At 62.4% G+C, this 22,238-nt stretch carries 18 protein-coding genes; 6 read left to right on the plus strand and 12 right to left on the minus strand.

The genetic code is table 11. The features are described from left to right. Window positions 1-126 precede the first annotated feature (126 nt). Both NKJ35_RS05065 and NKJ35_RS05070 read right to left on the minus strand, forming a co-directional pair. Window positions 127-1,206, minus strand: coding sequence for a hypothetical protein (locus NKJ35_RS05065; protein WP_352645395.1), 1,080 nt, complete (start codon window positions 1,204-1,206; stop codon window positions 127-129). A gap of 292 nt (window positions 1,207-1,498) precedes the next feature. Next, window positions 1,499-2,842, minus strand: a complete 1,344-nt coding sequence (locus NKJ35_RS05070) for an aminotransferase-like domain-containing protein (RefSeq protein ID WP_352645397.1) — start codon at window positions 2,840-2,842, stop codon at window positions 1,499-1,501. A gap of 103 nt (window positions 2,843-2,945) precedes the next feature. On the opposite strand from NKJ35_RS05070, the gene NKJ35_RS05075 reads away from it, so the two are divergent. The 5 genes from NKJ35_RS05075 to NKJ35_RS05095 all read left to right on the plus strand — a co-directional run bounded on the left by NKJ35_RS05075 (window position 2,946) and on the right by NKJ35_RS05095 (window position 7,728). After that, the gene (locus NKJ35_RS05075) at window positions 2,946-3,914 is read left to right on the plus strand and encodes a substrate-binding domain-containing protein (RefSeq protein ID WP_352645399.1); all 969 of its coding nucleotides are present in this window, start codon (window positions 2,946-2,948) and stop codon (window positions 3,912-3,914) included. 70 nt (window positions 3,915-3,984) lie between these two features. Further along, complete coding sequence (locus tag NKJ35_RS05080; protein ID WP_502904612.1) at window positions 3,985-4,815, plus strand: ABC transporter substrate-binding protein; 831 nt, start codon at window positions 3,985-3,987, stop codon at window positions 4,813-4,815. A gap of 8 nt (window positions 4,816-4,823) precedes the next feature. Continuing rightward, complete coding sequence (locus NKJ35_RS05085; RefSeq protein WP_352645401.1) at window positions 4,824-5,744, plus strand: amino acid ABC transporter permease; 921 nt, start codon at window positions 4,824-4,826, stop codon at window positions 5,742-5,744. Then, on the plus strand, window positions 5,731-6,504 hold the full coding sequence (locus tag NKJ35_RS05090; protein WP_352645403.1) for an amino acid ABC transporter ATP-binding protein: 774 nt from the start codon (window positions 5,731-5,733) through the stop codon (window positions 6,502-6,504). Before NKJ35_RS05085 ends, NKJ35_RS05090 begins: the two co-directional genes overlap by 14 nt. Window positions 6,505-6,546: 42 nt before the next feature. Then, entirely contained in the window at window positions 6,547-7,728 is a 1,182-nt protein-coding gene (locus NKJ35_RS05095) for a M20 aminoacylase family protein (RefSeq protein WP_352645404.1), read from the plus strand. A 124-nt stretch (window positions 7,729-7,852) separates the two neighbouring features. On the opposite strand, the gene NKJ35_RS05100 is transcribed toward NKJ35_RS05095, so the two are convergent. The 9 genes from NKJ35_RS05100 to NKJ35_RS05140 all read right to left on the minus strand — a co-directional run bounded on the left by NKJ35_RS05100 (window position 7,853) and on the right by NKJ35_RS05140 (window position 19,471). After that, on the minus strand, window positions 7,853-9,499 hold the full coding sequence (locus tag NKJ35_RS05100; RefSeq protein WP_352645406.1) for a hypothetical protein: 1,647 nt from the start codon (window positions 9,497-9,499) through the stop codon (window positions 7,853-7,855). 158 nt (window positions 9,500-9,657) lie between these two features. Continuing rightward, window positions 9,658-11,640 (minus strand): ABC transporter permease, encoded by a 1,983-nt coding sequence (locus tag NKJ35_RS05105; RefSeq protein ID WP_352645408.1) that lies wholly within the window; start codon window positions 11,638-11,640, stop codon window positions 9,658-9,660. Beyond that, a complete protein-coding gene (locus NKJ35_RS05110; RefSeq protein ID WP_352645410.1) occupies window positions 11,637-12,713 on the minus strand; it encodes a quaternary amine ABC transporter ATP-binding protein in 1,077 nt (358 codons plus the stop codon). The genes NKJ35_RS05105 and NKJ35_RS05110 overlap by 4 nt, the downstream gene beginning before the upstream one ends. Before the next feature lie 74 nt (window positions 12,714-12,787). After that, complete coding sequence (locus NKJ35_RS05115; protein WP_352645412.1) at window positions 12,788-13,759, minus strand: ABC transporter substrate-binding protein; 972 nt, start codon at window positions 13,757-13,759, stop codon at window positions 12,788-12,790. A 414-nt stretch (window positions 13,760-14,173) separates the two neighbouring features. Beyond that, complete coding sequence (locus NKJ35_RS05120; protein ID WP_352476591.1) at window positions 14,174-14,959, minus strand: SDR family oxidoreductase; 786 nt, start codon at window positions 14,957-14,959, stop codon at window positions 14,174-14,176. Between the two features lie 8 nt (window positions 14,960-14,967). Then, window positions 14,968-15,732, minus strand: a complete 765-nt coding sequence (locus tag NKJ35_RS05125; RefSeq protein ID WP_352645414.1) for an SDR family oxidoreductase — start codon at window positions 15,730-15,732, stop codon at window positions 14,968-14,970. Window positions 15,733-15,858: 126 nt separating this feature from the next. Further along, window positions 15,859-17,367, minus strand: a complete 1,509-nt coding sequence (locus NKJ35_RS05130; protein WP_352645416.1) for a sugar ABC transporter ATP-binding protein — start codon at window positions 17,365-17,367, stop codon at window positions 15,859-15,861. A 33-nt stretch (window positions 17,368-17,400) separates the two neighbouring features. Continuing rightward, entirely contained in the window at window positions 17,401-18,339 is a 939-nt protein-coding gene (locus NKJ35_RS05135) for a sugar ABC transporter substrate-binding protein (protein WP_254820381.1), read from the minus strand. Between the two features lie 148 nt (window positions 18,340-18,487). Next, window positions 18,488-19,471, minus strand: a complete 984-nt coding sequence (locus tag NKJ35_RS05140; protein WP_302897181.1) for an ABC transporter permease — start codon at window positions 19,469-19,471, stop codon at window positions 18,488-18,490. A gap of 308 nt (window positions 19,472-19,779) precedes the next feature. On the opposite strand from NKJ35_RS05140, the gene NKJ35_RS05145 reads away from it, so the two are divergent. Beyond that, the gene (locus tag NKJ35_RS05145) at window positions 19,780-20,742 is read left to right on the plus strand and encodes a sugar-binding transcriptional regulator (protein WP_352645418.1); all 963 of its coding nucleotides are present in this window, start codon (window positions 19,780-19,782) and stop codon (window positions 20,740-20,742) included. Here the strand turns inward: NKJ35_RS05145 and NKJ35_RS05150 are convergent. After that, window positions 20,739-22,232 (minus strand): xylulokinase, encoded by a 1,494-nt coding sequence (locus NKJ35_RS05150; protein WP_352645420.1) that lies wholly within the window; start codon window positions 22,230-22,232, stop codon window positions 20,739-20,741. The two genes, NKJ35_RS05145 and NKJ35_RS05150, sit on opposite strands and share 4 nt — an antisense overlap. Window positions 22,233-22,238 lie beyond the last annotated feature (6 nt).

Genomic DNA, 22,238 nt, shown 5'->3' on the forward strand with positions numbered 1-22,238 from the left:
CTTAACCTTCATTCGGAAAAGATCCTCTCAAACGAGGAAGGAAGATAAAGCCTGCTGCTGGGGTCAATCCGATTACAGGATGGAGCATTCATGACATTTGATTCTGCGTCGAGGCCTGCTGCACTATTATTTGAAGAACGAATCCATTAAATCGAAATCTAATTGTACGACCTTGTCCACGGGATGGAGATACTTCCTCATGTCATCGAATACAGTATCGATGGCAGCCAATTGTTTATCCGTATAAATTAGTGCAAATATGTCGTGTTTCTTGAAGAATGAGCGGTGTTTCTCCATCTCCTTTTCGAAGTTATCCTTGGCCATCTCGTTGATCTTTTCTTGAGTAAGGCCTTTGAGTTTGGAAAGATAACCGTGTGTCGACCACGGAGAAAGTTCGTAGCCAACCTTATCCATCGTGTAAGGATCAATAATGGTGAAGTCGAGCCGGTACTTATGCTTAGGCAAGCGGCCATCATAGCGATATTCAGGGATGAGGAGCGGAACTCGCTCCGGCTCAGGGGCGGAGTTCACGTAGGCGACATACCGTTTTGCAATTTCCTTCTCGTGCGGCGAAGCCGATGCTCGTACCAGGACATTCTTGAAGAACGTCAGATAGGAACTAGCGTCAGGGAACTCGATCTTGTCGGGGTCGCCGTTAACAACCAATCCAGATTCAAGGATGTGACCTATGGTCCAGTACAGTTTGGGGAAATGTCTTATTTCACTGCGATCATTTTCCCAAGTGCCTTGCGCTTTGTTAAATCTCGGAGTGATAAATAGTCCGTAGTCTGCGTTGTTCTGACCGATCCAAATCTCGGAGTCATCCAGATTCGGTCTAACCCGAACTAGTTCATCATAATGCTTAAGATACGATCGACGTAAAAAGATAACAACGTATTCCTGAGCTGCCTTTGATTTTTTTATTATTTCGAAGTTCCGTCTATGATTATTTGGCAAGAAGCCTTTTGGAGAAAGGGAGGCCTTAAACCCTTTCAGATAAAGGTTTACATAGGCGTCTGCGGAAAGGATAACTTCATGATGAAGATCGATGAAATCGGCCGCCTTCCCACCGATGAGCGCGTTCAGCGAACTTTCCTTTTCAATGCCTGTCTCTTTAAGGACTTTCGGGAGCAGGCCACGAAGCTGGTCCGTCATTTCGGAAATCTTTCGATTTCGTGCGGTCTTGACCGGGTCCCGCGCTGCCATTCAGTCCTCCCAGGAAAGTATTTTTAGTCATTCTGCAGCGGTCTTCTCAAAGACGTCCGAGCATTATCAGATTCGGTGGATCCCAAACATGTGCCGTTCGTGTTCTACGCTGGGCGATTGCAGTCTTAGGACGATCTAAGTCTGCTCTTCGCGCGACGCGGACGTTTAGGCCTAAGCGCGGCGAATGTTGCCGTTTGGCCAGATTGCACTTTGTGAGGTCATAAGGCGCGGTCGAAAGTGGCGCTCTGTGAACTTTCGCAACGCCAATCGGCGGCCTCTGGTTTGCCTTGCCTCAGACAACTTCCCGCGCCGGGTCGGCTGCCAGCGCCAGGGAATTTGCGACGTGCTCGAGCTGCTCCTCGTCCAGAATGCTGGTCGCGACGCGGACGGCGTTCGTTTTTCCGGTCGAAAACTTCGCTCCGGCATGGACCGCGATGCCGTGGGCGGCCAGCGTGACCATCGCGTAAGGTTCCGAAGCAACCGGAATGAGGACGCTGAGACCGTGTCCGGCGTCGATCACGACATTGCGTTTGGCCAGTTCGCAGGCGAGCCGTTCGCGGCGGCGGCGGTAGACCTGCTTCGCCCGCTCCACCAGGGCGGCCGTGGCCGGGTCTTGCAGCAGCCAGGCGGTGGCCGCCTGCAGGATGCGGCTGGTCCATCCCGAGCTGAAGCTGCGGTAGGATTGGATCTGCTCGACGATCGTCGCCGATCCGGACAGGACGGCGAGCCGCAGGTCCGGGCCGTGGGTCTTGGAATAGGACAGGATATGGACGACGCGATCGGGAAAACGCCGACCCAGCGAAATGCGCGGCGCCGAGGCAATATCGCCGACGCCATCGTCTTCGACAATCAGCACATCGGTACCGGCGAGCAGGTCGCCGATGACTTCCAGCCGCGCCGGCGACATGCAGGCGCCGGTCACCGAATGGACGCGCGGCTGGAACAGGAACGCGACCGGCCGCTGCCGCAGTGCGCTGGCGAGCGCGTCGGGCAAGGGGCCGTCACCGTCGCAATCCACCGGGATGATCGGTACGTCGAGATCCTCGAGGATGTCGAGCAGACGAAGCGCCGTCGGGTTCTCGATGGCCACCGGCGCTCCCGGCGGGACCAGCGCATGCAGCAAGGTGTAGATGGCGTTGTAACCGCCATTGGTGGCCAGGAACGCACCGGGATCGTACGGCCATGACGGGCGCACTGCGGCCTCCAGCTCGGGCAGGATACGCACCCGCTCGTAGCTGTTGAGCTTTTCGGCGCGCGCACCATGCGCCAGCGCGATGTCGAGCGGCGGCAAGAGCCTCACATCGGGCTCCGCGATCGCCAGGTTCAGAACATCCTGTCCGTAATTGCCGCCGCTCATGTGGCGCTCGGGGCGGGCGGCAAAGCGGTTGCCCATGATCCAGGTGCCGTTGCGTCCGCGGCCGCCGATGATCTTGTAGCGCCGCAGCTCGCTCCACGCCTGCGAGACCGTCGCCGGGCTGACGCCGAGCACATAGGCCAGATCGCGCACCGGCGGAAGTTTCGCGCCGACGGGCAGCGCGCCGCTTCTGATCAGCGCACTGGACTCGCGCGCGATGCCGCGCATCGTGCGGTCGCCGAGGCGTTCAGCGAACCATCCTGCATCGAAATCCATCGGCATCGGCGACCGTTGAAGCTAATGTTCAATAACATAATAACATTTGATCGGCAGAAAATAAACATTTACCAATCGCCGGTCAAACATAGCTTTGAAGTTCATGCCGATGGCCGTTTCGATCACTATAGCCACCCGCGATTGGGACTATCTCACTCCCTTGGTCCTGGGTGACGTCGCCTCCAGCCGCCTGTCGGTGAAGGTTGATCGTGTCGCCACGCTAATCGCGGATCTCGGCACCGATCCGAACTACGATGCGGCGGAGGTCTCGTTCAGCCGTTATGTGTCGGCCATGGCTTCGGGCGTCGATACGGTGGTTGGACTACCGTGTTTCATCATGCGCGGCTTTCGCCATCGCTGTATCATCACGGTCGAGGACAGTCCGCTGCAGCAGCTTTCCGACCTTGCCGGCAAACGTATCGGCGTCACCGGCTGGCGCGATTCCGGCAACACGTGGACGCGCGGGGCGCTTCGCCGGGAGGGCGTCGGCATCGAGGATGCGTATTGGATTGCCGGCCGGTTGACATCCGAGCACCCGATCGCCGACCGCCTCGACGGATTCGGCAGGCCGGGGCGCATCGAAGCAGCACCGGGCGAACGCCCGATGATGGAGCTGCTCGCTCAAGGCGAGCTCGACGCTGTTTTCACGCCCTTCATGCCGGACGGCTTTTTCGGCCCGGCTTCCGGCTTCCGGCAAGTGCTGCGCGATTTTCGCGCGGCCGAACGCGCCTATTTCGCCGACGTCGGTTATGTGCCGGGCATGCATCTGGTCGCCGTCAAGGCCGCAATGGCCAGGGAACATCCCTGGCTGCCGCAGGAACTCGCTAGGCTGATCGACGAAAGCCAGCGCGTCTGGACGGCAAAGCGCCGAAAATATGCCGACACCTCGCCGTGGGTCCTCGAGGAGCTGCTTCATGCGGGGCGCGACCTGCCTGCCTCCTGGAACGCCAGCGGCCTGCCTGCCAACCGGCGCATGATCGAGGATTTCGTCACCGAGCTCCATGTCCAGGGCATTCTGACGGAACCGATTTCCGCCGAAGCCTTGTTTCCTTTCGAGGCCAGGTCGCGGGCCACCTGACAACGCAACGAAGAACACGAAGGAGAATGCCATGAGGACAATCAGCTTCATATTCGCCTCGCTCGTCACCATGCTGGCGCAGGCCAGCTTTGCCCAGGATATCCAGAAGCAATCGGTGAACGAAGACTTGCGGGCCCGGCTGCCGGAGGAGATCCGCACGGCGGGAAAGATCACGGCCGTCAACAACGGCTCGTTCCCGCCCTATGAGATCGTCACCGGCACGGAACTGTCAGGGGCGACCAAGGACATTTCGGACGCCATCGGCCAGTTGCTCGGCATCGAGGTCGATCATGCCTCCGTCGCCGGCCTGCCGGCTTTGCTGAGCGGCATCAATGCCGGCCGTTATCAGTTCGCGATGGGGCCTGTCGGCGACTATCCCGACCGCCAGAAATCCAACGACTTCGTCGATTGGGTGCGCGAATACGTTGTCTTCGCCGTCGAGAAAGGCAACCCGCAAGGCATCACCTCGCTCGACACCGCGTGCGGCAAGCGCATCGCCGTCATGTCGGGTGGTTCGGCCGAAAAGGTCATCAAGCAGCAGGCGCAGAAATGCACCGAGGGCGGCAAGCCGGCCGTCGAGGTGCAATCCTTCACTGACCAGCCAAGCTCGATACTGGCCGTCCGGTCAAAGCGCTCCGACGCATTCTTCTCCTCGCAGGCGCCGCTGACCTATTTCGTCGAGCAGGCGAAGGGCCAGCTGGAACTCGCCGGGGTCGGCCAGGCCAACGGCTTCAAGGACATCTACCAAGGCGCCGTCGTCAAGAAGGGTTCGCCGCTGGGCGGCGTGCTGCTCGACGCCTTCAAGATCCTGATGAAGAACGGCACCTACGCCGCGGTGATGAAGAAGTGGGGCCTCGAGAAGAACATGATCGACGCGCCCGGCATCAACCAGGGCCAGTAGAGGCTGCCATGACCGACGCGACCGCTGCCTACGCGGCCGGGCTGCCGCGACGTCCCGACGACGCGCTGCGCGACGTCAAACGAGCCCACCGGCCATTCCCGCTCGTCCGGCTGGCGCTCTGGGCATTCACCGTCGCCGTCGCCGCCGGCTTCGCCTATATCGTGGCGGTCAACCCGAATTTCGGCTGGCCGGTGGTCGCCCAGTATTTCTTCGATCCGACGGTCATGCAGGGGCTTTCCGTAACGCTCGGCCTGACGGTCGTGGCGATGATCCTGGGCATAGTGCTCGGCCTGCTGCTCGCCATCGCGCGCATGTCGAACGACAGGCTGGCATCCTTTCTCTCCGGCCTGTTCATCTGGTTCTTCCGCGGAACGCCGCTGCTGGTGCAATTGATCCTGTGGTACAACCTTTCGACGCTGTTTCCGCGCATTTCCATCGGCTTCGCCAGCTGGAACACCAACGACCTGATCACGCCTTTGACGGCCGCCGTTCTTGGTCTGGCGCTGAACGAGGCCGCCTACATGGCCGAGATCATTCGTGGCGGGCTGCTGTCGGTGGACAAGGGACAGGCCGAAACGGCTGAAGCCTTCGGCATGACCCGCGCGCGGGCCTTGCGGCGCATCATCATCCCGCAGGCGATGCGATCGATCGTGCCGCCGACGGGCAATCAGCTGATCAGCATGATCAAGGCGACCTCGCTTGTCAGCGTCATCGCCATGGCCGACCTGCTCTACTCGGTGCAGTCGATCTACAACCGCACCTTCGAAATCATTCCGCTGCTGATGGTTGCAGTGCTGTGGTACCTGCTGATCACCTCGATTCTCAACGTGGCGCAAGGCGCGATCGAACGCCACTACAGCCGCGGCGACCGCGGCGCGCGTGAGAAGACGGCGACCGCCACACTGGAGGCCGCCAATGAGCGCGCATGACACGCCCCTGGTCAGGGCGCGCAACGTTCACAAGGCGTTCGGCCCGCTCGAGGTGCTGAAGGGCATCGACCTGGACGTCGCGCCTGGCGAGGTGGTGGTCATTCTCGGACCGTCCGGCTCCGGCAAATCAACCTTCCTGCGATGCATCAATCATCTGGAGGCGATCGACCAAGGGTCGATCGAGGTGGACGGCGAGCAGATCGGCTACCGGCTGCACAACGGCCGGCTCGACAAACTCTCCGACCGGGCGATCGCGGCGCAGCGGCGCAAGATCGGCATGGTGTTCCAGCAGTTCAACCTCTATCCACACATGACGACCCTGCAGAACGTCATCGAGGCTCCGGTCGGCGTTCACCGGGAGAACCGCAAGGAGGCGATCGGCTACGCCCGCGAACTGCTGACCCGTGTCGGTCTCGCCGACAAGATCGACGCCTATCCGCGCCAGCTTTCAGGCGGCCAGCAACAGCGCGTCGCCATCGCCCGCGCGCTCGCCATCCGCCCGAAATTGATGCTCTTCGACGAGCCGACGTCGGCGCTCGATCCGGAACTGGTCGGCGAGGTCCTCTCCACCATGCGTGATCTTGCCAAGCAGGGCTTGACCATGATCGTCGTCACGCACGAGATCGGCTTTGCCCGCGGGGCGGCGGATCGGGTGGTGTTCATGGACGACGGCAATGTGATCGAGGCCGGGCCTCCGGACGAGGTTCTCGCCAAACCCAGGCACCCGCGCACGCGGGCCTTTTTAAGCCGTTTCATCTGACAGCAAAGCCGGCACGATTACGTGCTCGGCAAAGGACCTTCCATGCCAAAGACCTCCAACCAGTTCGCCGACATTTCCGACTTCGCCGACAAGGCCGCCGAGCTTGCGGCGGTTCGCCAGCACCTGCACGCGCATCCCGAGCTTTCATTCCAGGAGCACGAAACGGCTGCATACGTTGCCGAACGGCTCGAAGGCTGGGGCTACGAGGTGACGCGCAATGTCGGCGGGCTCGGCGTCGTCGGCCGCTTGCGCCAGGGCAGCGGCCGCAGCATCGCCATCCGCGCCGACATGGACGCCTTACCGATTACCGAAGCGACCAATCTCCCTTATGCCAGCCAGGCCAGCGGCAAGATGCACGCCTGCGGCCATGACGGCCACACCACGATGCTGCTCGGCGCCGCCGAATACCTGGCGCGCACGCGGCATTTTAACGGCACGGTGAACCTCATCTTCCAGCCGGCCGAGGAAGCCGGCAAGGGAAGCGGGGCGCAGGCGATGATCGCCGACGGCCTGTTCGAGCGCTTTCCCTGCGATGCGATATTCGGGCTGCATAACCATCCGGGCGCGCCGACGGGTTCGTTCCTGATGCGCGCCGGGCCGCTGATGGCGGCGAGCGATACCGTCACGATCGAGATAACCGGGCGTGGCGGCCACGCCTCGCGTCCGCACCTGACGGTCGACCCGATCGTCGCTGCCGCCAACATCGTCATGACGCTGCAGACGGTGGTGTCGCGCAACGTCAACCCGATCGAGACGGCTGTCGTTACCGTCGGCACCATTCACGGCGGCACGGCCTCCAACGTCATCCCGGAACACGCCGAGATCACGCTGAGCGTCCGCTCTTTCTCGGCCGAGATTCGCGACACGCTTGAGCAGCGTATTCGCAGTATCGCAGCACTTGTGGCGCAGGCGCATGGCGCAACGGTCGAGATCGATTACGAGCGCGGCTACCCGGTGGTGATCAATTCCGAGGGCGAGACGTCCTTCGCGACAGACGTCGCTGTCGAGCTCGTCGGTCAGGACAAGGTATCCGTCTGCCCGTTGATCCCCGGCAGCGAAGATTTTTCTTATTTCCTCGAACACAAACCCGGTTGCTTCCTGCGCCTCGGAAACGGCGAGGATTCAGCCATCCTGCACAGCCCGAAATACGATTTCAACGACGGCAATCTGACCGTCGGCGCAGCGCTCTGGGCTCGACTGACCGAGAGATTCCTGGCCATTTGATTCACACCTGCGGCTTGGATTGTCGATCGGCCGGTCGAGCAGAATTGGGGCGACCGGCCGCGCGACTATCGTCAACGAACTCTCACCGCATTCCGCCTCTTCGAATTGGATAAGAGTTTCGCTCTCAGACGAACAAAAAGTCGCTCGTCGTCAGCGTGTTCGTAAAGTTTGCGAGAGTAACTTGATCGACTCCCGCGGTAATGATGGTGTCGGTTCCAGTTTGCGCAATAGTGAGATCATCGAACGATTGCACGCCCTCCACGCCGCTAAACACGATAGTGTCGCCTTGGGTCTGGCTGAAGTCGTAAATGGTGTTTTGGGTTCCGACCGTCATTGAACCATCGTCCTTGAATATGAATTGGTCTCTGCCGCCCTGAGCCAACTCGCTCAGATGCCCGTCGCCCCACATGTCATTGATGACCGTGCAGCCGGGTGCCGCGCTCCCGGCGTACAGGGTATCGTTTCCACCCTTGGCCGAACCGGACATTTGCAGGGCGTCGCCGCACAGCAAGTTACGGACTTGGCCGCTTTCGCTGTTCTGGCCCCCGGTAAGAATGTCGTTGCCGCCCTGGGCGGAACCGGACATAGCGCGCGCGTCGCCGTATAACTCGTTTAGAACATCAGGGAAGGCGCTTTTGTCCCCGCCAGTCAGGGTATCATTGCCGCCCACAGCGCTGCCGAGCATCGTGACCGCATCGCCATACCCCAAATTATGAGTGCCTTGCAACACGGCCACGTCGTCGCCCCCAAGCGCGTGATCGAACATACTGCCGCCCGCGTCGCCGTAGAACGTTATCTCCGAGCCACCCGCGCTCGTGAAAGTGTCGTTGCCGCCCGCGGCGAAACCGGAAAGATCACCGCCCGCATCGCCATAAAGAGTTTTGCTCCCGATCTCCCCACCCGTGTCCGTATAGTGGTCGTCGCCGCCCTGAGCATGGTCAGACATGTTGCCGCCGGCGTCACCGAAGAAGGTGTTGGTGGAAAAGAAGCTACCCGTGAAGGTATCGTTGCCACCCTTGCTGTAGGCCGACATATCGCCGCCGGCATCGCCGTAGAAAGTGTTGAAGGAGTCGGTCCTGCTCGTGAAATTATCGTCGCCGCCTTGCGCATTGCCGGACATGTTGCTGCCCGCGTCACCGTAGAAAATGTTATTGGCTTCTATCGAGCCCTGGAAGGTGTCGTTGCCGCCCTTGCCATGGTCGGACATCTCGCCGCCCGCGTCACCGTAAAAGGTGTGATCGGCTCCTTGTCGAGTGCTGGTCACGAAAATGTCGTCGCCGCCTTGAGCAAAGCCGAACATGTCGCCGCCGGCGTCACCGTAGAATGTGTTGTCTACCCGTCTACCCACTTCACTGCTCAACGTATCGTTGCCGCCCTTGCTGTGGTCCGACATATCGCCGCCGGCATCGCCGTAAAAAGTGTTGAAGGAGTCGCCCTCGGCCCTAAAACTGTCGTCTCCGCCCAGAGCATGAACGAACATGTTGCCGCCGACGTCACCGTAGAAGACGTAGGTGCCCAGCGAGGCGCCTGTGAAACTGTCGTCGCCGCCCTTGCTGTGGTCCGAGCCATCCTCGCCGGCATCTCCGTACGCAGTGGTGGTGGAGGATGGCGATCCCGTGAAGATGTCGTTGCCGCCCCTCGAGAAATCTAGCAGGCTGCCGCCAGCATCGCCGATTAAGATGTTTGTATTTAGATCGCCTGCGAGGACGTCATCGGTGCCCCGTTGACGATCTACTAGATCACCGGGAGTAAAGGGAACGCGTATAGCCATTGTTCGCTCTCCTGTTGAGCCTGCCCGTCCGATGACAGCCGTACGATTTGAGGTAACAGCGAGCAATCATCCCGAATGGCTATATCTTTAGGCGTAGGGATCGGTGCCTCGTTAACGGCGCGCTTGGCGGCAGCTTCCTGAGGCCGTCCTATTCCGGACTATCCCAGCCTTGCGCGAGCCTTCGCCGTCCAGGCGTTGAACAGCCGGTCTGCGACGATGCCAATGAAGGCAATGGCCAGGCCGGCGACGATGCCGCGGCCGGAATCGGCCTTGGACAGCGCTATGAACACCTCCTGGCCGAGATCGCGGGTGCCGACCATGGCGCAGATGATGATCATCCCCAGTGCCATCAGGATCGTCTGGTTGACGCCAAGCATGATCTCTGGAAGGGCCAGCGGCAGCTGCACGCGAAAGAAGGTCTGGCGCCTGGTGCAGCCCGAAACCTTCGCCGCCTCGATCAGCGCCGGCGGCACCTGCCGGATGCCGTGATTGGTGTAGCGGATCGCCGGCACCACGGCGAAGGCGACGGTGGCGATCATCGCGGTGACGTCGCCGACCCTGAACAGCATCACCACCGGAATGATGAAGCAGAACGACGGCAGCACCTGCAGCGTGTCGATGACCGGCGTGACGGTCTTTTCGAAGCGGTCGCTGCGCGATGCCATCAGCCCGATCGGAATGCCGATGAGGCAAGCGATAAAGGCCGAGATGCCGCACAAATAGACCGTCGCCATGGTCTTTTCCCAAAGGCCGGTGACGGCGCAGAACGCTGTCAATGCCGCGACCAGGGCGGCGAGGCGCAAGCCGCCGAGCTGGTATCCGGCAAGGCCAAGGAGACAAACCGCGCCCAGCCACGGAAAGCTCTCGCAGAAGGCGCGCACCGGGTTCAGCACGTTGAGGATCAGCGCCACGCGGAACGCTTCGATCGTGTCGAAGAAGTTGATGGTGATCCAGTTGACCGCCGCCTTCCACAAAGGCGCGGTGGTGAAGGTGATCGCTTTCGGCACCGCGGCGAAGGCCGGCACGAACAGGCCGAGCAGCGTGGTGACGGCGAGAATGGCGACGGCCACCGTCAGGTTGGGATAACGCCGCCAGAAGCTGGTGCCGGCCTGATGGCGGACATTGCCCTTGGCGTGATTGTGCGCGATCGCCTGGCTCAGCCGGTCGAGTGCAATCGCCAGTGCGACGATGGCGAGGCCAGCTTCCATCGCCTCGCCGACCTTGAGCGCGCGCAACGCCAAAAGCACGTCATAGCCGAGCCCACCGGCGCCGATCATCGAGGCGATGATCACCATATTGAGCGCCAGCATGATGACCTGGTTGACGCCGACCATCAATGTCGGCCGCGCCGACGGCAACAGCACCCGCCACAGCTTCTGCCGTGCCGTGCAGCCGGCCATCTCGCTGAAATCGTCGATCTCCGACGGCACCCGCGACAGGCCGAGCATCGTCGCCCGCACCATTGGCGGCGTCGCGAAAATTGCCGTCGCGATCATTGCCGAGACCGGGCTGTTGCCGAACAGAAGCAGCATCGGGATGAGATAGGCGAAGGTCGGGATCGTCTGCATCAGATCGAGGGCAGGGGAGATCAACAGCCTCTCCGCCCAGGGCTTGCGCCATGCCCAGATGCCGGCGAACAGCCCGGTGACGATGCAAAACGGCACAGCGATCGAGATTAAGCCCAGCGTCAGCATGGCGCTGGTCCACTGCCCGAACAGCGCGATGTAGAGAAAACAGCCGCCGGCCAGCGCACCCAGCTTCCAGCCGCCGGCGGCGCGTCCGGCAAGGTAGGCGGCAGCGCAGACGCCGACCCAGGACAGGCGCGGCAACACGACCATATCGGCGCCATGGCCGATCTTGAAATTCTTGGCCAGAAGAGCGAGCGCGAAATCGAGCGGCACGCCGAGCACCGCGGTGATCGAACGGGTCAGCCAGGAGAAATTCGACTTCACCCAGTTCATCAGTGCACCGACCCAGTCTGCGACAGGAACGATCGCGCCGGCCGGGTAATTGACCGCCCAGGGCAGGCTTTCCTGCAGCAGGAAGACGACAAGCACGGCGGCGAGCGCGCAGGCCCAGATCGCCAGCCAGGTTTGAACCGGCCGGGGCCTCGCTGTGCTGGCGCTTGCCGTGACCGTCATGCGCCGGCCCCACGACGTTCTATGCCGACGAGAAGATCGATCACCGCCTGCGGCGTGACCTCGCCGATCGGCTTGCCGGTGCCGTTGACCACCGCGAAGGGCTTGCCGGCAGAGACGATATCAGCCGAAAAACTTGATATCTTGGCATCCGGCGCCACCGTGCCGCCGTACTCGGCGCCGTCGCAGGCGCGCATCAGGCTGCGCGCCGATATCACTTTGGCGCGATCGACATCGCGGGTGAATTCGGCGACATAGTCGGTCGCCGGATTGACCACCAGCTCTTCCGGCGTGCCGATCTGGATGACCTCGCCGTCCTTCATGATGGCGATCCGGTCTGCCAGCCGGATGGCCTCGTCGAAATCATGGGTAATGAAGACGATCGTCTTGTGCAGCATGGTCTGCAGCCGCATCAGCTCGTCCTGCATCTCACGGCGGATCAGCGGATCGAGGGCCGAGAACGGCTCGTCGAGGAACCAGATTTCCGGCTTCGTGGCGAGGCTGCGGGCGATGCCGACACGCTGCTGTTGTCCGCCGGAAAGCTCGCGCGGATAGAAATGCTCGCGGCCGCGCAAGCCGACCAGCTCGATCACTTCCCGTGCGCGCGCCTCGCGCGTCGGCCGGTCCTGTCCCTGGATGCCCAAGGGAAAGGCGATGTTCTCCAGTACGTTGAGATGCGGCAGCAAGGCAAAATTCTGGAACACCATGCCCATACGGTGGCGTCGCAGCTCGATCAGCGCGGCATCGGAAATCTTGAGCAGGTCCTTGCCTTCAAACTCGACCTTGCCATGGGTCGGCTCGATCAGCCGCGACATGCAGCGCACCAGCGTCGACTTGCCTGACCCCGAAAGTCCCATGATGATGAAGATCTCGCCCTGGCGGATTTCGAGATCGACGGCGCGCACCGCCCCAACCAGTCCGGCCGCGGCGATGTCCGTCATGCTGGCCTTGCCGTCGCGCCGGCGGATGAAATTGGCCGCGTCCGCGCCAAACAGCTTCCAGACATTGCGACAGGCAAGTTTTATCGGGCGTGCATCGTTGCCCGCTTTCGCCGCCTGTTCAATCGTATCGCTCATTCAATCGTCCTTCTGGAATAGGGGATCGAGACCCGGCCCTGAGTGGCCGGGTCGTCGCGTTTCCAGTCAGACGGTCACTCGGCCCAGGCTTTCCAGTCGGCTTCGTGGGCGGCGATCCAGGCGGCGGCGACGTCTTCCGGCGTCTTGCCTTCGAGATCGATCTCGCCGCTCATCTTGTTGAGCTCGTCGGTATCGACCGTGTAGTTTTTCGCGACCTTGTAGGCGACCGGCCATTTGTCCTTCATGCCGGCCCAGGAATATTTCCAGATCTCGCCATGCGGCTTGCCGCAGTCATATTTGGCGTCGGGGTTCACGCCCCATTTCGGGTCGTTGTAGCATTCCGGCGTATAGTCGGGGAATTCGACCCATTCGCCCTTGTATTTAGCCGGCGCCCAATGCGGCGAATAGATCCACAGCATGATCGGCGCCTTGCGCTGATAGGCCGAGTCCAGTTCGGCGAACATCGCCGCATCAGTGCCGGCATGGATGACGGTGAAGGGCAGTTTCAGCGCCTCGACGCGTTCGTCGTCAAAACCTTCCCATGTCACGGGTCCGCCGAGATAACGCCCCTTCGGCGCGGTTTCGGCGGTCGAAAAGGCCTCGGCGCATTTCGGGTCTTTCAGCGCTTCCCAGTTAGGCAGGCCGGGGCATTTCTCTTTCATATATTCGGGAAACCACCATTCTTCCTTGGCCTTGGGTCCGAGCTTGCCGAGGCGTTCGGTCTGGCCGGTCGCGTCCGAGGCCTTCATCGCCTCGCCGGCCGTCGTGTCCCAGAATTCCAGGCCGACATCGATGTCGCCATTGGTCAGGCCGGTGGTCAGGCTGGAGAGATAGTCGGCGGTCGGATACTCGACGGTGTAGCCGAGCTTTTCGAGGATGCCGCCGAGGATCTTGGCGTTCAGATTGACGCTGGTCCAGTCGAACAGCGCGATCTTGATCGGGTCGTTGGATTCCGGCGCTGCCGCATAGGCCGAAGATGTCAGTGCGGCTGCGGCAAGTGTTAAGGCTCCCATTGAGAAACTCGAAATCATGTTCCGAAGTGACATGCTTGTTCTCCTGTCAAGCTCTGGTGAAGTTATCGTTCGTTCCCTTCTTGCGTCTTTTTTTGATTGTGTTGGAAAAGCTGGTCGTTGCGCAAGGGCGTTGGCGCCAGATTGCTGCCGGCGCTGAAGCGGCGCAGAGCGGATGGTGCCCAATTTTGTGAAAATGTGCCGGAGGGGACCGTGTCATGGCTGCCGATGGATTGCCGCCAAGGCAGTCCGCAGATCGATCGCCGGTCTGGCGGCGCTATGAAAGGTGCGAGCTATCAAGGTCCCATGATCTCAGCTGTCGGCCTGGCGAACCCATCTCGCCAGAGCCGTTTCATGGGATGAAATTATATATACCAACATTCATGTCTCGCAACGCGTAATGCCGTCACGGTCAGGCAATTCGGACCGGGCACTACCGCCCGAGTATCCTCAGGACATGATCAGGCCGCCATCGACATTGATGGTCTGCCCGGTGATGTAGGCCGCATCGTCGCTGGCGAGAAAGCTGACCAGGCCGGAGACATCCTCGCCGCTGCCGGCGCGGCCCATCGGGATGTTCTTCACCCATTCGGCCATCAGTTCGCCGGGCTTGTAATCGCCCATCAGCTTGCCCCACGCCGCGTCGTTATAGGCCCACATGTCGGTGTCGATGATGCCGGGGCAGATCGCGTTGACGGTGATCTTCTCCTTTGCCACTTCCTTGGCCAGGCTCTGGGTGATGCCGACGACGCCGAATTTCGAGGCCGCATAATGCGGCGTGTAGATAAAGCCCTGCCGCGCCTGGCCGGATGCGGTGTTGATCAGCCGGCCGCCGTCGCCGTGCTTGCGGATGCGCGCGATCGCCTCCTGGCAGCACAGGAACACGCCCTTGGTGTTGACCGCCATCACCTTGTCCCATTCGGCCTCTGTCATCGCCTCGACCCTGGCGATTGTGATGACACCGGCATTCTGTACGGAGATGTCGACGCGGCCGAACTGTTGCTCGGCCAGGTCATAGAGAGCGACGACCTCGTCCTTCCTGGTCACGTCCATGCGCAGCGATGCGACCCTGGCGCCCGCAGCCTTCAGGTCGGCGGCAACCTCATCGACGCGCGCGTCGATGGCGCTGACGACGACCGCCGCACCTTCCGCGGCGAAGCGCCTGGCCATTGCCGCCCCAATGCCGCCGCTGGCGCCGGTGATGACCGCCGTTTTTCCCTGGAATCGCTTCTGCATCTTTTCTCCTACCAGCAGACGAAGCCGCCATCGACGATCAGGTCGATGCCGGTGACGAAACTCGAGGCGCGGCTGGCCAGGAACACGGTCGGGCCGACCATCTCTTCCGGCGCCGCTATGCGGCCCATCGGGGTGTCGCGCTCGAAGATCTTGACCTGATCGGCGACCTCCGGCCGCTTGTTCATCGGCGTCAGCGTGTAGCCGGGGCTGACGACATTGACGCGCAGGCCGCGATCGGCCCATTCCATGGCCAGGCTCTTCGACATGTGGATGACCGCGGCCTTCGACGAATTGTAATGCGCCTGGGTCAGGCCGCGATTGACGATCGAGCCTGACATCGAGGCGATGTTGATGATCGAGCCTTTGCGCCGCGTCAGCATGGCGCGGGCCTCGGCCTGGCAGGACAGGAACACGCCGCTGACATTGACGTCGTAGAGCTTCTGCCATTTCTCCAGCGACAGCGTCTCCGCCGGCTCAGCTCCGGCGACGCCGGCATTGTTGACGGCGACCGTCAGCGCGCCGAGTTCCTTCTCCGTACGCTCGATCGCGGCCGCGAGATCGGCCTCTGACGTCACCGTGCCGTTCAGCACCAGCGCCTTGCGGCCAAGTGCCGTGATCCGGTGCGCGGTCTCCTCCAGCCCGCCTTTGGAGGCGTGGCCGAAGCAGGCTATGTCGGCGCCGGCCTCGGCCAAGCCGATGGCGATTGCTTGGCCGATGCCGCTGCCGGCGCCTGTAACAAGTGCCACGTCACCATGAAGTTCGAATAGTTTCATCGTCGGTCCCTCTGTTCCAACCGCCGTCCTCCGGAAATAAAGGGGCGCCAACTCTGTTGCTGGCGCCCCGCGCGGTCTGGTGCCCGGGAGGATACCACCTGCTGCGCTTTGTTTCGATGGGCCGTCCTAGCTCGTGGCGAGTTCCATCACGGCGACATTGCTCGCTTCGCTGCGGTCGAGAATGCCGCGTTGCCGGCCGCGGCTCAGCACCAGCACGCGATGCGACAGGCCGAGCACTTCCTCGAGATCGGAACTCACCACCACGACCGCCATGCCGGAACGGGCAAGGTCGGCGATGACATCATAGATCGCGGCGCGTGCACCGACGTCTATGCCGCGCGTCGGCTCGTCCAGGATGAACACCTTGGGCGGGCGCGACACCCATTTGGCGATGATCACCTTCTGCTGGTTGCCGCCGGAGAGCTTGCTGACCGCCTGGTTCGGCCGGCCCTTGACGCCGAGCCGGCGAATGCCGGCCTCGGCGAATTTCTGCACCGCCTTCGGGAACACCCAGCCATTCGGCGCGACATGGTCGAAATTGCCGATCGCCAGGTTCTCGCCGATCGTCTGGTCGAGCACCACGCCTTGCGCCTTGCGGTCTTCCGGTACGAGAACGACGCCGGCCTTGATCGCCGCCGCCGGGCCGTTGAGATGCACCGGCTTGCCGGCGACGCGCACCGAACCCGATGAGATCGGATCGGCACCGGCGATCGCCCGCACCAGCTCCGTGCGTCCGGCGCCGATCAGCCCGGCAATGCCGAGGATTTCGCCGGCCCGCACTGAAAAGCTGACATTTTGAAAGCTGCGTTCCGGCGAGGACAGGTTCTCGACTTCGAGCAGCGTGTCGTTGCCCGGCGCCGATACCGTAGGGAACATCCGCTCGACGCTGCGGCCGACCATCTGCTCGACCACGGTGCGGACCGGAATGTCGGCGCGCTCGTGCCGGGCGACGATGCGCCCGTCGCGCATCACCACCACGCGGTCGGCGATTTGGGCGATCTCGTCCAGCCGGTGGCTGATATAGATGAAGGACATGCCTTCCGCCTTGAGCTTGCGGATTTGCTGGAACAGGAGCTCCGTTTCCTCGCCGCCAAGGGCGGCCGTCGGTTCGTCGAAGATCAGCAGCTCGGCATTGAGCGTCAGCGCCTTGGCGATTTCGACCTGCTGCTGGGCGGCGATACGCAGCGTGCGCACTTTGCGCTCGGGCGAGACATCGAGGCCGAGGCGCTTCAACTGGGCCGATGCCCGTGCATTCATTGCCGCGCGGTCGATGCGGCCGCCGCGCATCGGCAGGCGCCCCACATAGACGTTTTCGGCGACCGACAGATCGGGCAAGAGCTTCAGCTCCTGGTGGATCATGCCGATGCCGGCGTCGATCGCCGCGGCAGGATTGGCGGGGGAATAAGGGTTCCCCCGCCAGGTGATGGTGCCGGCATCGGGTTTCGTCGACCCGGCGATGATGTTCGAGACGGTCGACTTGCCGGCGCCGTTTTCGCCAAGCAGCGCCACGACCTCGCCCGGCCGCACCTCGAAGCTCGCATCGGCCAGGACCTGCACGGGCCCGTAGCTCTTGCAGAGGCCGCTGACGACGAGCCCGTTATGGGGGCTGTGCGTGTGGCGAGGATCGGTGGACATCGTTGCGCTCGTTGACTGCCGGACTGGTCTTAATCAGGGATGCTTGGCGATGAACTGCTCGACATTGTCCTTGGTGGTCAAAGTCGCATCCTGCAGCTGTTCGGCGGGAATGGTCTCGCCGGCCACCAGCTTGATTGCCGCGTCGACGGCAAGCCGGCCCATGCCTTGCGTCTGCTGCGTTGCCGTCACGTCGAAGACGCCGTCCTTCAGTGCCTTGAGCGCCGCCACGTCGCCGTCGAAGCCGGCAACCCAGACCTTATGGCCGGGATTGGCGACCTTTACCGCCTGCGCCGCACCGAGCGCCAGCGCGTCGGCCTGGCCGATGACGATCGACACATCCGGATGCGACTGCAACAGATCCTGCGTCAGCTTGAAGCCTTCGTCCTGGTGCCAGCCTTCGCTCCACAATTCGCCGACCACCTTGATGTCGGGATAGCCCTTCAACGCTTCGCCGCAGCCCTTCGAGCGATCGACCTCGGGCGTCGTACCCTTCTGGCCGTGGATGATGATCAACTCGCCCTTGCCGCCGGCCTGCTTGGCGATGTAGTCGCAAACCGCCTTGGCAGATGCCACGCTGTTGGTGGCGATGAAGGTGTCGCCGGGTGCGCCGTCGGCGTTGCGATCGACATTGATGACAGGGATGCCGGCCGCCTTGGCCGTCTTGGTCGGCACGGTGGCGGCGGTGGCGCCCGCCGGAATGTAGATCAGCGCATCGATGTTCTGCGTGATCAGGTCCTGCACCTGGCTGACCTGGGTCGCCGAATCGCCCTTGGCATCGACGGTAACGACCTCGATGCCCTTTTCCTTGCCATAGGCTTCGACGGATTGCTTGATCTGGTTGAAGAAGTCGGCCTGCAGATTGGCGACGGCGAGGCCGAGCTTCTTGGCCTCCTTGGCCGAGGCCATATCGGACAGGCCAAGCAGCGGGATGACGGCCGCGGCGGCAAGCAGCAATGAACGTTTGGTCAGCATGTTATTCCTCCGTTGATGTTCGATCTGTCCTGCCCGCGCATCGCGGCGCCCCTTGGCCGAACAACTCCCAGTTTCGGATCACCGATCCGTTTTCGCCCGAATATCCGGGTGAATCTCATTGAGCCAATTCTTCATTGTGCCCCATTCTTCATTGTGCTCGGCGCCGCCAGGTGTCGGTGGCCACCGCCAGCGCGATCACCACGCCGATAACCACTTGCTGGATGAAGGGCGAGACACCGAGCAGGTTCAGCCCGTTGCGCAGCACGCCGATGATGAGGACGCCGATGGCGGTGCCGCCGATCGAGCCGACGCCGCCCGACAGGCTGGCGCCGCCGATCACTACCGCCGCGATGGTGTCGAGTTCGTAGCCGAGGCCGGAACTCGGCTGGACGGAATCGAGCCGCGCGGCAAGCACGATGCCGGCGAGACCGGCCAGCACGGCGCAGATCGCATAGACCCAGTTCGTCAGCGACTTGACCGGTATGCCGGACAGCCGGGCGACTTCGGCACTGCCGCCGATTGCGTACAGGCTACGGCCGGTGGCGCGGTAGTTGAGGAAGATTGCGAAAATGACGGCAAGCACGATCATCAGCCCGACGGTGACCGAGAGGAAGCCGAAATGCCGGATGATCGACAGGCTGGTGAACCAGTCGGGAAAGCCGACGATCTGCGAGCCGTCGGTGATCATGTTGGCGAGACCGCGCGCCACCGACATCATCGCCAACGTGGCGATGAAGGGCGGCAGCTTGGTGATCGTGACCAGCAGGCCCGAAACCAGGCCGCAAAGACCGGCGACGACGAGGGCCGCGGCGATGCCGGCGGGCAGGCCGAGATTGAGATAGTCCGGATGGGCGACGAAGCCCATCACCATGGAAGCCAGTGCCAGCACCGAGCCGACGGACAGGTCGATGCCGCCGATCAGGATGACCAGCGTCATGCCGATCGCCATGATGCCGAGCACGGTGACCTGGTCGAGCACGTTGAGGATGTTGCGGATGGTCAGGAACGTGTCGGTGGTCAGCGAGAGCGCCAGGCACAGCAGAACCAGCCCGATCAGCGGACCCATGGTTCCGGCAAAGACAGCTGAAAACCTTGCGCCCGCCGTAGCCTGCGCGCCAGAGCCTGCCTTCAACTCGCCTGCCTTCAAATTGCTTGTGTCGTTGCTCACAGCCACTTTGTCTCCTCCACAGCAATCCGGCGCTGCATCACCGGGCCACTTTGCTCACCAGGCTCCTCCCTGTGAACAATTTATCTTTAACATGCAATTTTGTTCAGCTAAACTGTTCGTCGGAAAATTGTCAAGGCCTGCCGCTTCATTCGAGGACGGGTTTGCGCTGTCCGCCGGTTTGCCTTACGCAAGGTCTCCGAAATCTTGGGCATTTCGAAGTCGCCGCATTGGAATTTCATGAGCAGAGCCGGCGGCTGCGGCAAGGCAAACAGATGACGATCGTAGAGAACGAAAGAGCCTCGCGCTTCCCCGACGCTGAACTCAAGGCCCGCGCCGCCTGGCACTATTACGTCGAGGGTCTTACACAGGAACGGATTTCCGAAATTCTCGGCATCGGCCGCATCAAGGTGCATCGCATTCTCTCCGCCGCCCGCGAAGAGGGGGTCGTCCAGTTTCGCATCCGCGACAGCGTCGTCGAATGCGTGATTTTGGAGGAAAGCCTGAAGCAGCGGTTCGGGCTCAGCCAAGCCGTGGTCGTGCCGTCGGCAGCCGACCGAAGCAATGCGCCGCTGATGATCGGCCACGCCGCTGCCGCCTACCTGGCCGACCATGTGAATGCCGGCGATGTCATCGCGCTGGGCTGGGGGCGGACACTGAAATTCGCCATCAATGAATTGCCGCGGCGGCCCATCGCCAGGACGACGGTGGTTTCGATGCTTGGCGGCCTCACCCATGCCCAGCCGCTCAACCCGACAGAAAGCGCCTGGGATTTCGCCGAAAAGATCGGTGCGGAGTGCTTCCTGCTGCCGGTGCCGGTCTATGCCGACAGGCCGGAGCAGCGCGACGCCTTCATGAGCCAACGCAGCGTTCAGGACGTCGTCTTCCGCGCACGCCGGGCAAACATCGCCGTGCTCAGCGTCGGCTCGTTTTCCAACGACAGCCCGATCGCCAATTATGGCTTCATCAAGCCAAGCGAACTGGAGGAATTGCAGGCGGCCGGTGCCGTCGGCGATATTCTGTGTCATTTCATCGACGCCGAGGGCCGCCCGGTCGACCACGAGGTCAACCGCCGCGTCTGCGCCTATCCGCTGCAGGATCTGTCAGATATCCCGAGCATCATCCTGGTGTCGGGAGGCAGCGAGAAGGTTGCGGTGATGCGGGCTGCGCTCGCCAACACCAAAGTATCGGTTCTGATCACCGACGAAGACGCGGCAAAGGGCCTGCTCAACCGCTAGATTTCGCCGAGAGCGCCGAGGCGGCTATGGATATCGCGCGTCGCTTGGTAAAGGTCGCGGTAGATTGCCTTGCGGTCGCGATAGGCGGCGACAAGCCCGTCGACCGGATCGACATGCCTGGTGGGAGCGGCAGCCATTACCTCTGCTGCGGCTTCCGGCGAGGCAAACCAGCCGATAGCCGCTGCCGCCAGCATCGCAGCGCCGAGTGCGGCGGCTTCGTTGACCGGCGAAACCGAGAGCGGCCGCTCGAGCACGCTTGCCATGATCTGCATGAGCAGCGCGCAATTGGTGCCGCCGCCGGCGGCAATCATCGCCGCCGGCCCGCCGGCCCGGGCTTCCATGGCCTCGGTGGCGACGGCCTGCTCGAAGGCGATGCCTTCCAGGACAGCGCGGAAGAGATGCTCCGGCCGGTGGTCCAGCGACAGGCCGACAATGGCGCCGCGCGCCGCACCGTCCCAATAGGGGCTCATGACGCCGGCCCAATAGGGCATGATGAGCAGGCCCTCGCTGCCCGCGGCAACATCCAGCGCAGCCTTCTCCAGCGCTGCCACCGACGGCGAACCGGTCGTGCGAACGATCCAGTCGACCAGCTGCATGCCCGAGCGCAGCACGGTCTCCAGCATGAAACCGGAGCCGGTCGGCGAGACCAGCGTTCGAAAGGCGTCCGAGGTTTTCACCTTGCCGGAATAGCAGCCGCTGACCACGCCGGAGCCGAGCGAGAGATAGCTCTTGCCTTCCCCGTAGACGCCCATGCCGAGGCCCATAGCTTGGCCGTCACCGGCGCCGGCAACGACCGGCGTGCCAGCCTTCAGGCCGGTCAGTTGCGCAGCGGTTGTGGAAAGCCCGCCGCAAATTGCGCCCGGCGCGGCCAGCTCGGGCAATTGCTCCATCTGCAGTCCGGCGGCCGCAACGAGGCGGGGATGCCAGGTACCTTTCTCGACGTCGAGCAGCCCGAGCGGATCCGCACTTGCGGTGCTGGTGACCAATCGCCCGGTCAGTCGCTGAACGAAGAATCCGTGCACGTCGACCAGCGCCGCTGCCTGGCGAAGCACTTCAGGCTGGTGCTCGGCAAGCCAAGCGACGGCGTAGAGTGCCGGCGTCGGGTCCGGCGGCTTGCCGCTCCAGTCGCGGATCGCTTCGCGGCCGAGTTCGGCCGAAAGCCTGATAACCTGCGGACGGGCGCGTTCGTCCAGCCACAGGATCGCCGGGATGAGTGCTTTGCCGGCGCTGTCCACCAAAGTGAAGGTCTCGCGCTGATGAGCGATGCAGATCGCCGCCACCCGCGCAGCGCCGACCGCCTCGGTGACCTGCTTCAATGCGCCAAGCAGCGCCCTCCACCAATGTTCGGCGTCCTGCTCGAAATGGCCGGGCTTCGGATTTGAAAGCGGGTACGGCTCGCGCGCCTGGAACAGCTCCTCGCCGTCGCGCGCGAAGGCAATTGCCTTCACGGCCGTGGTCGAGGCGTCGATCCCGATTACGACATCTTCCATCAGGCG

The sequence above is a fragment of the Mesorhizobium sp. M0136 genome (assembly GCF_040322515.1).
In the GTDB taxonomy this organism is placed as follows: domain Bacteria; phylum Pseudomonadota; class Alphaproteobacteria; order Rhizobiales; family Rhizobiaceae; genus Mesorhizobium.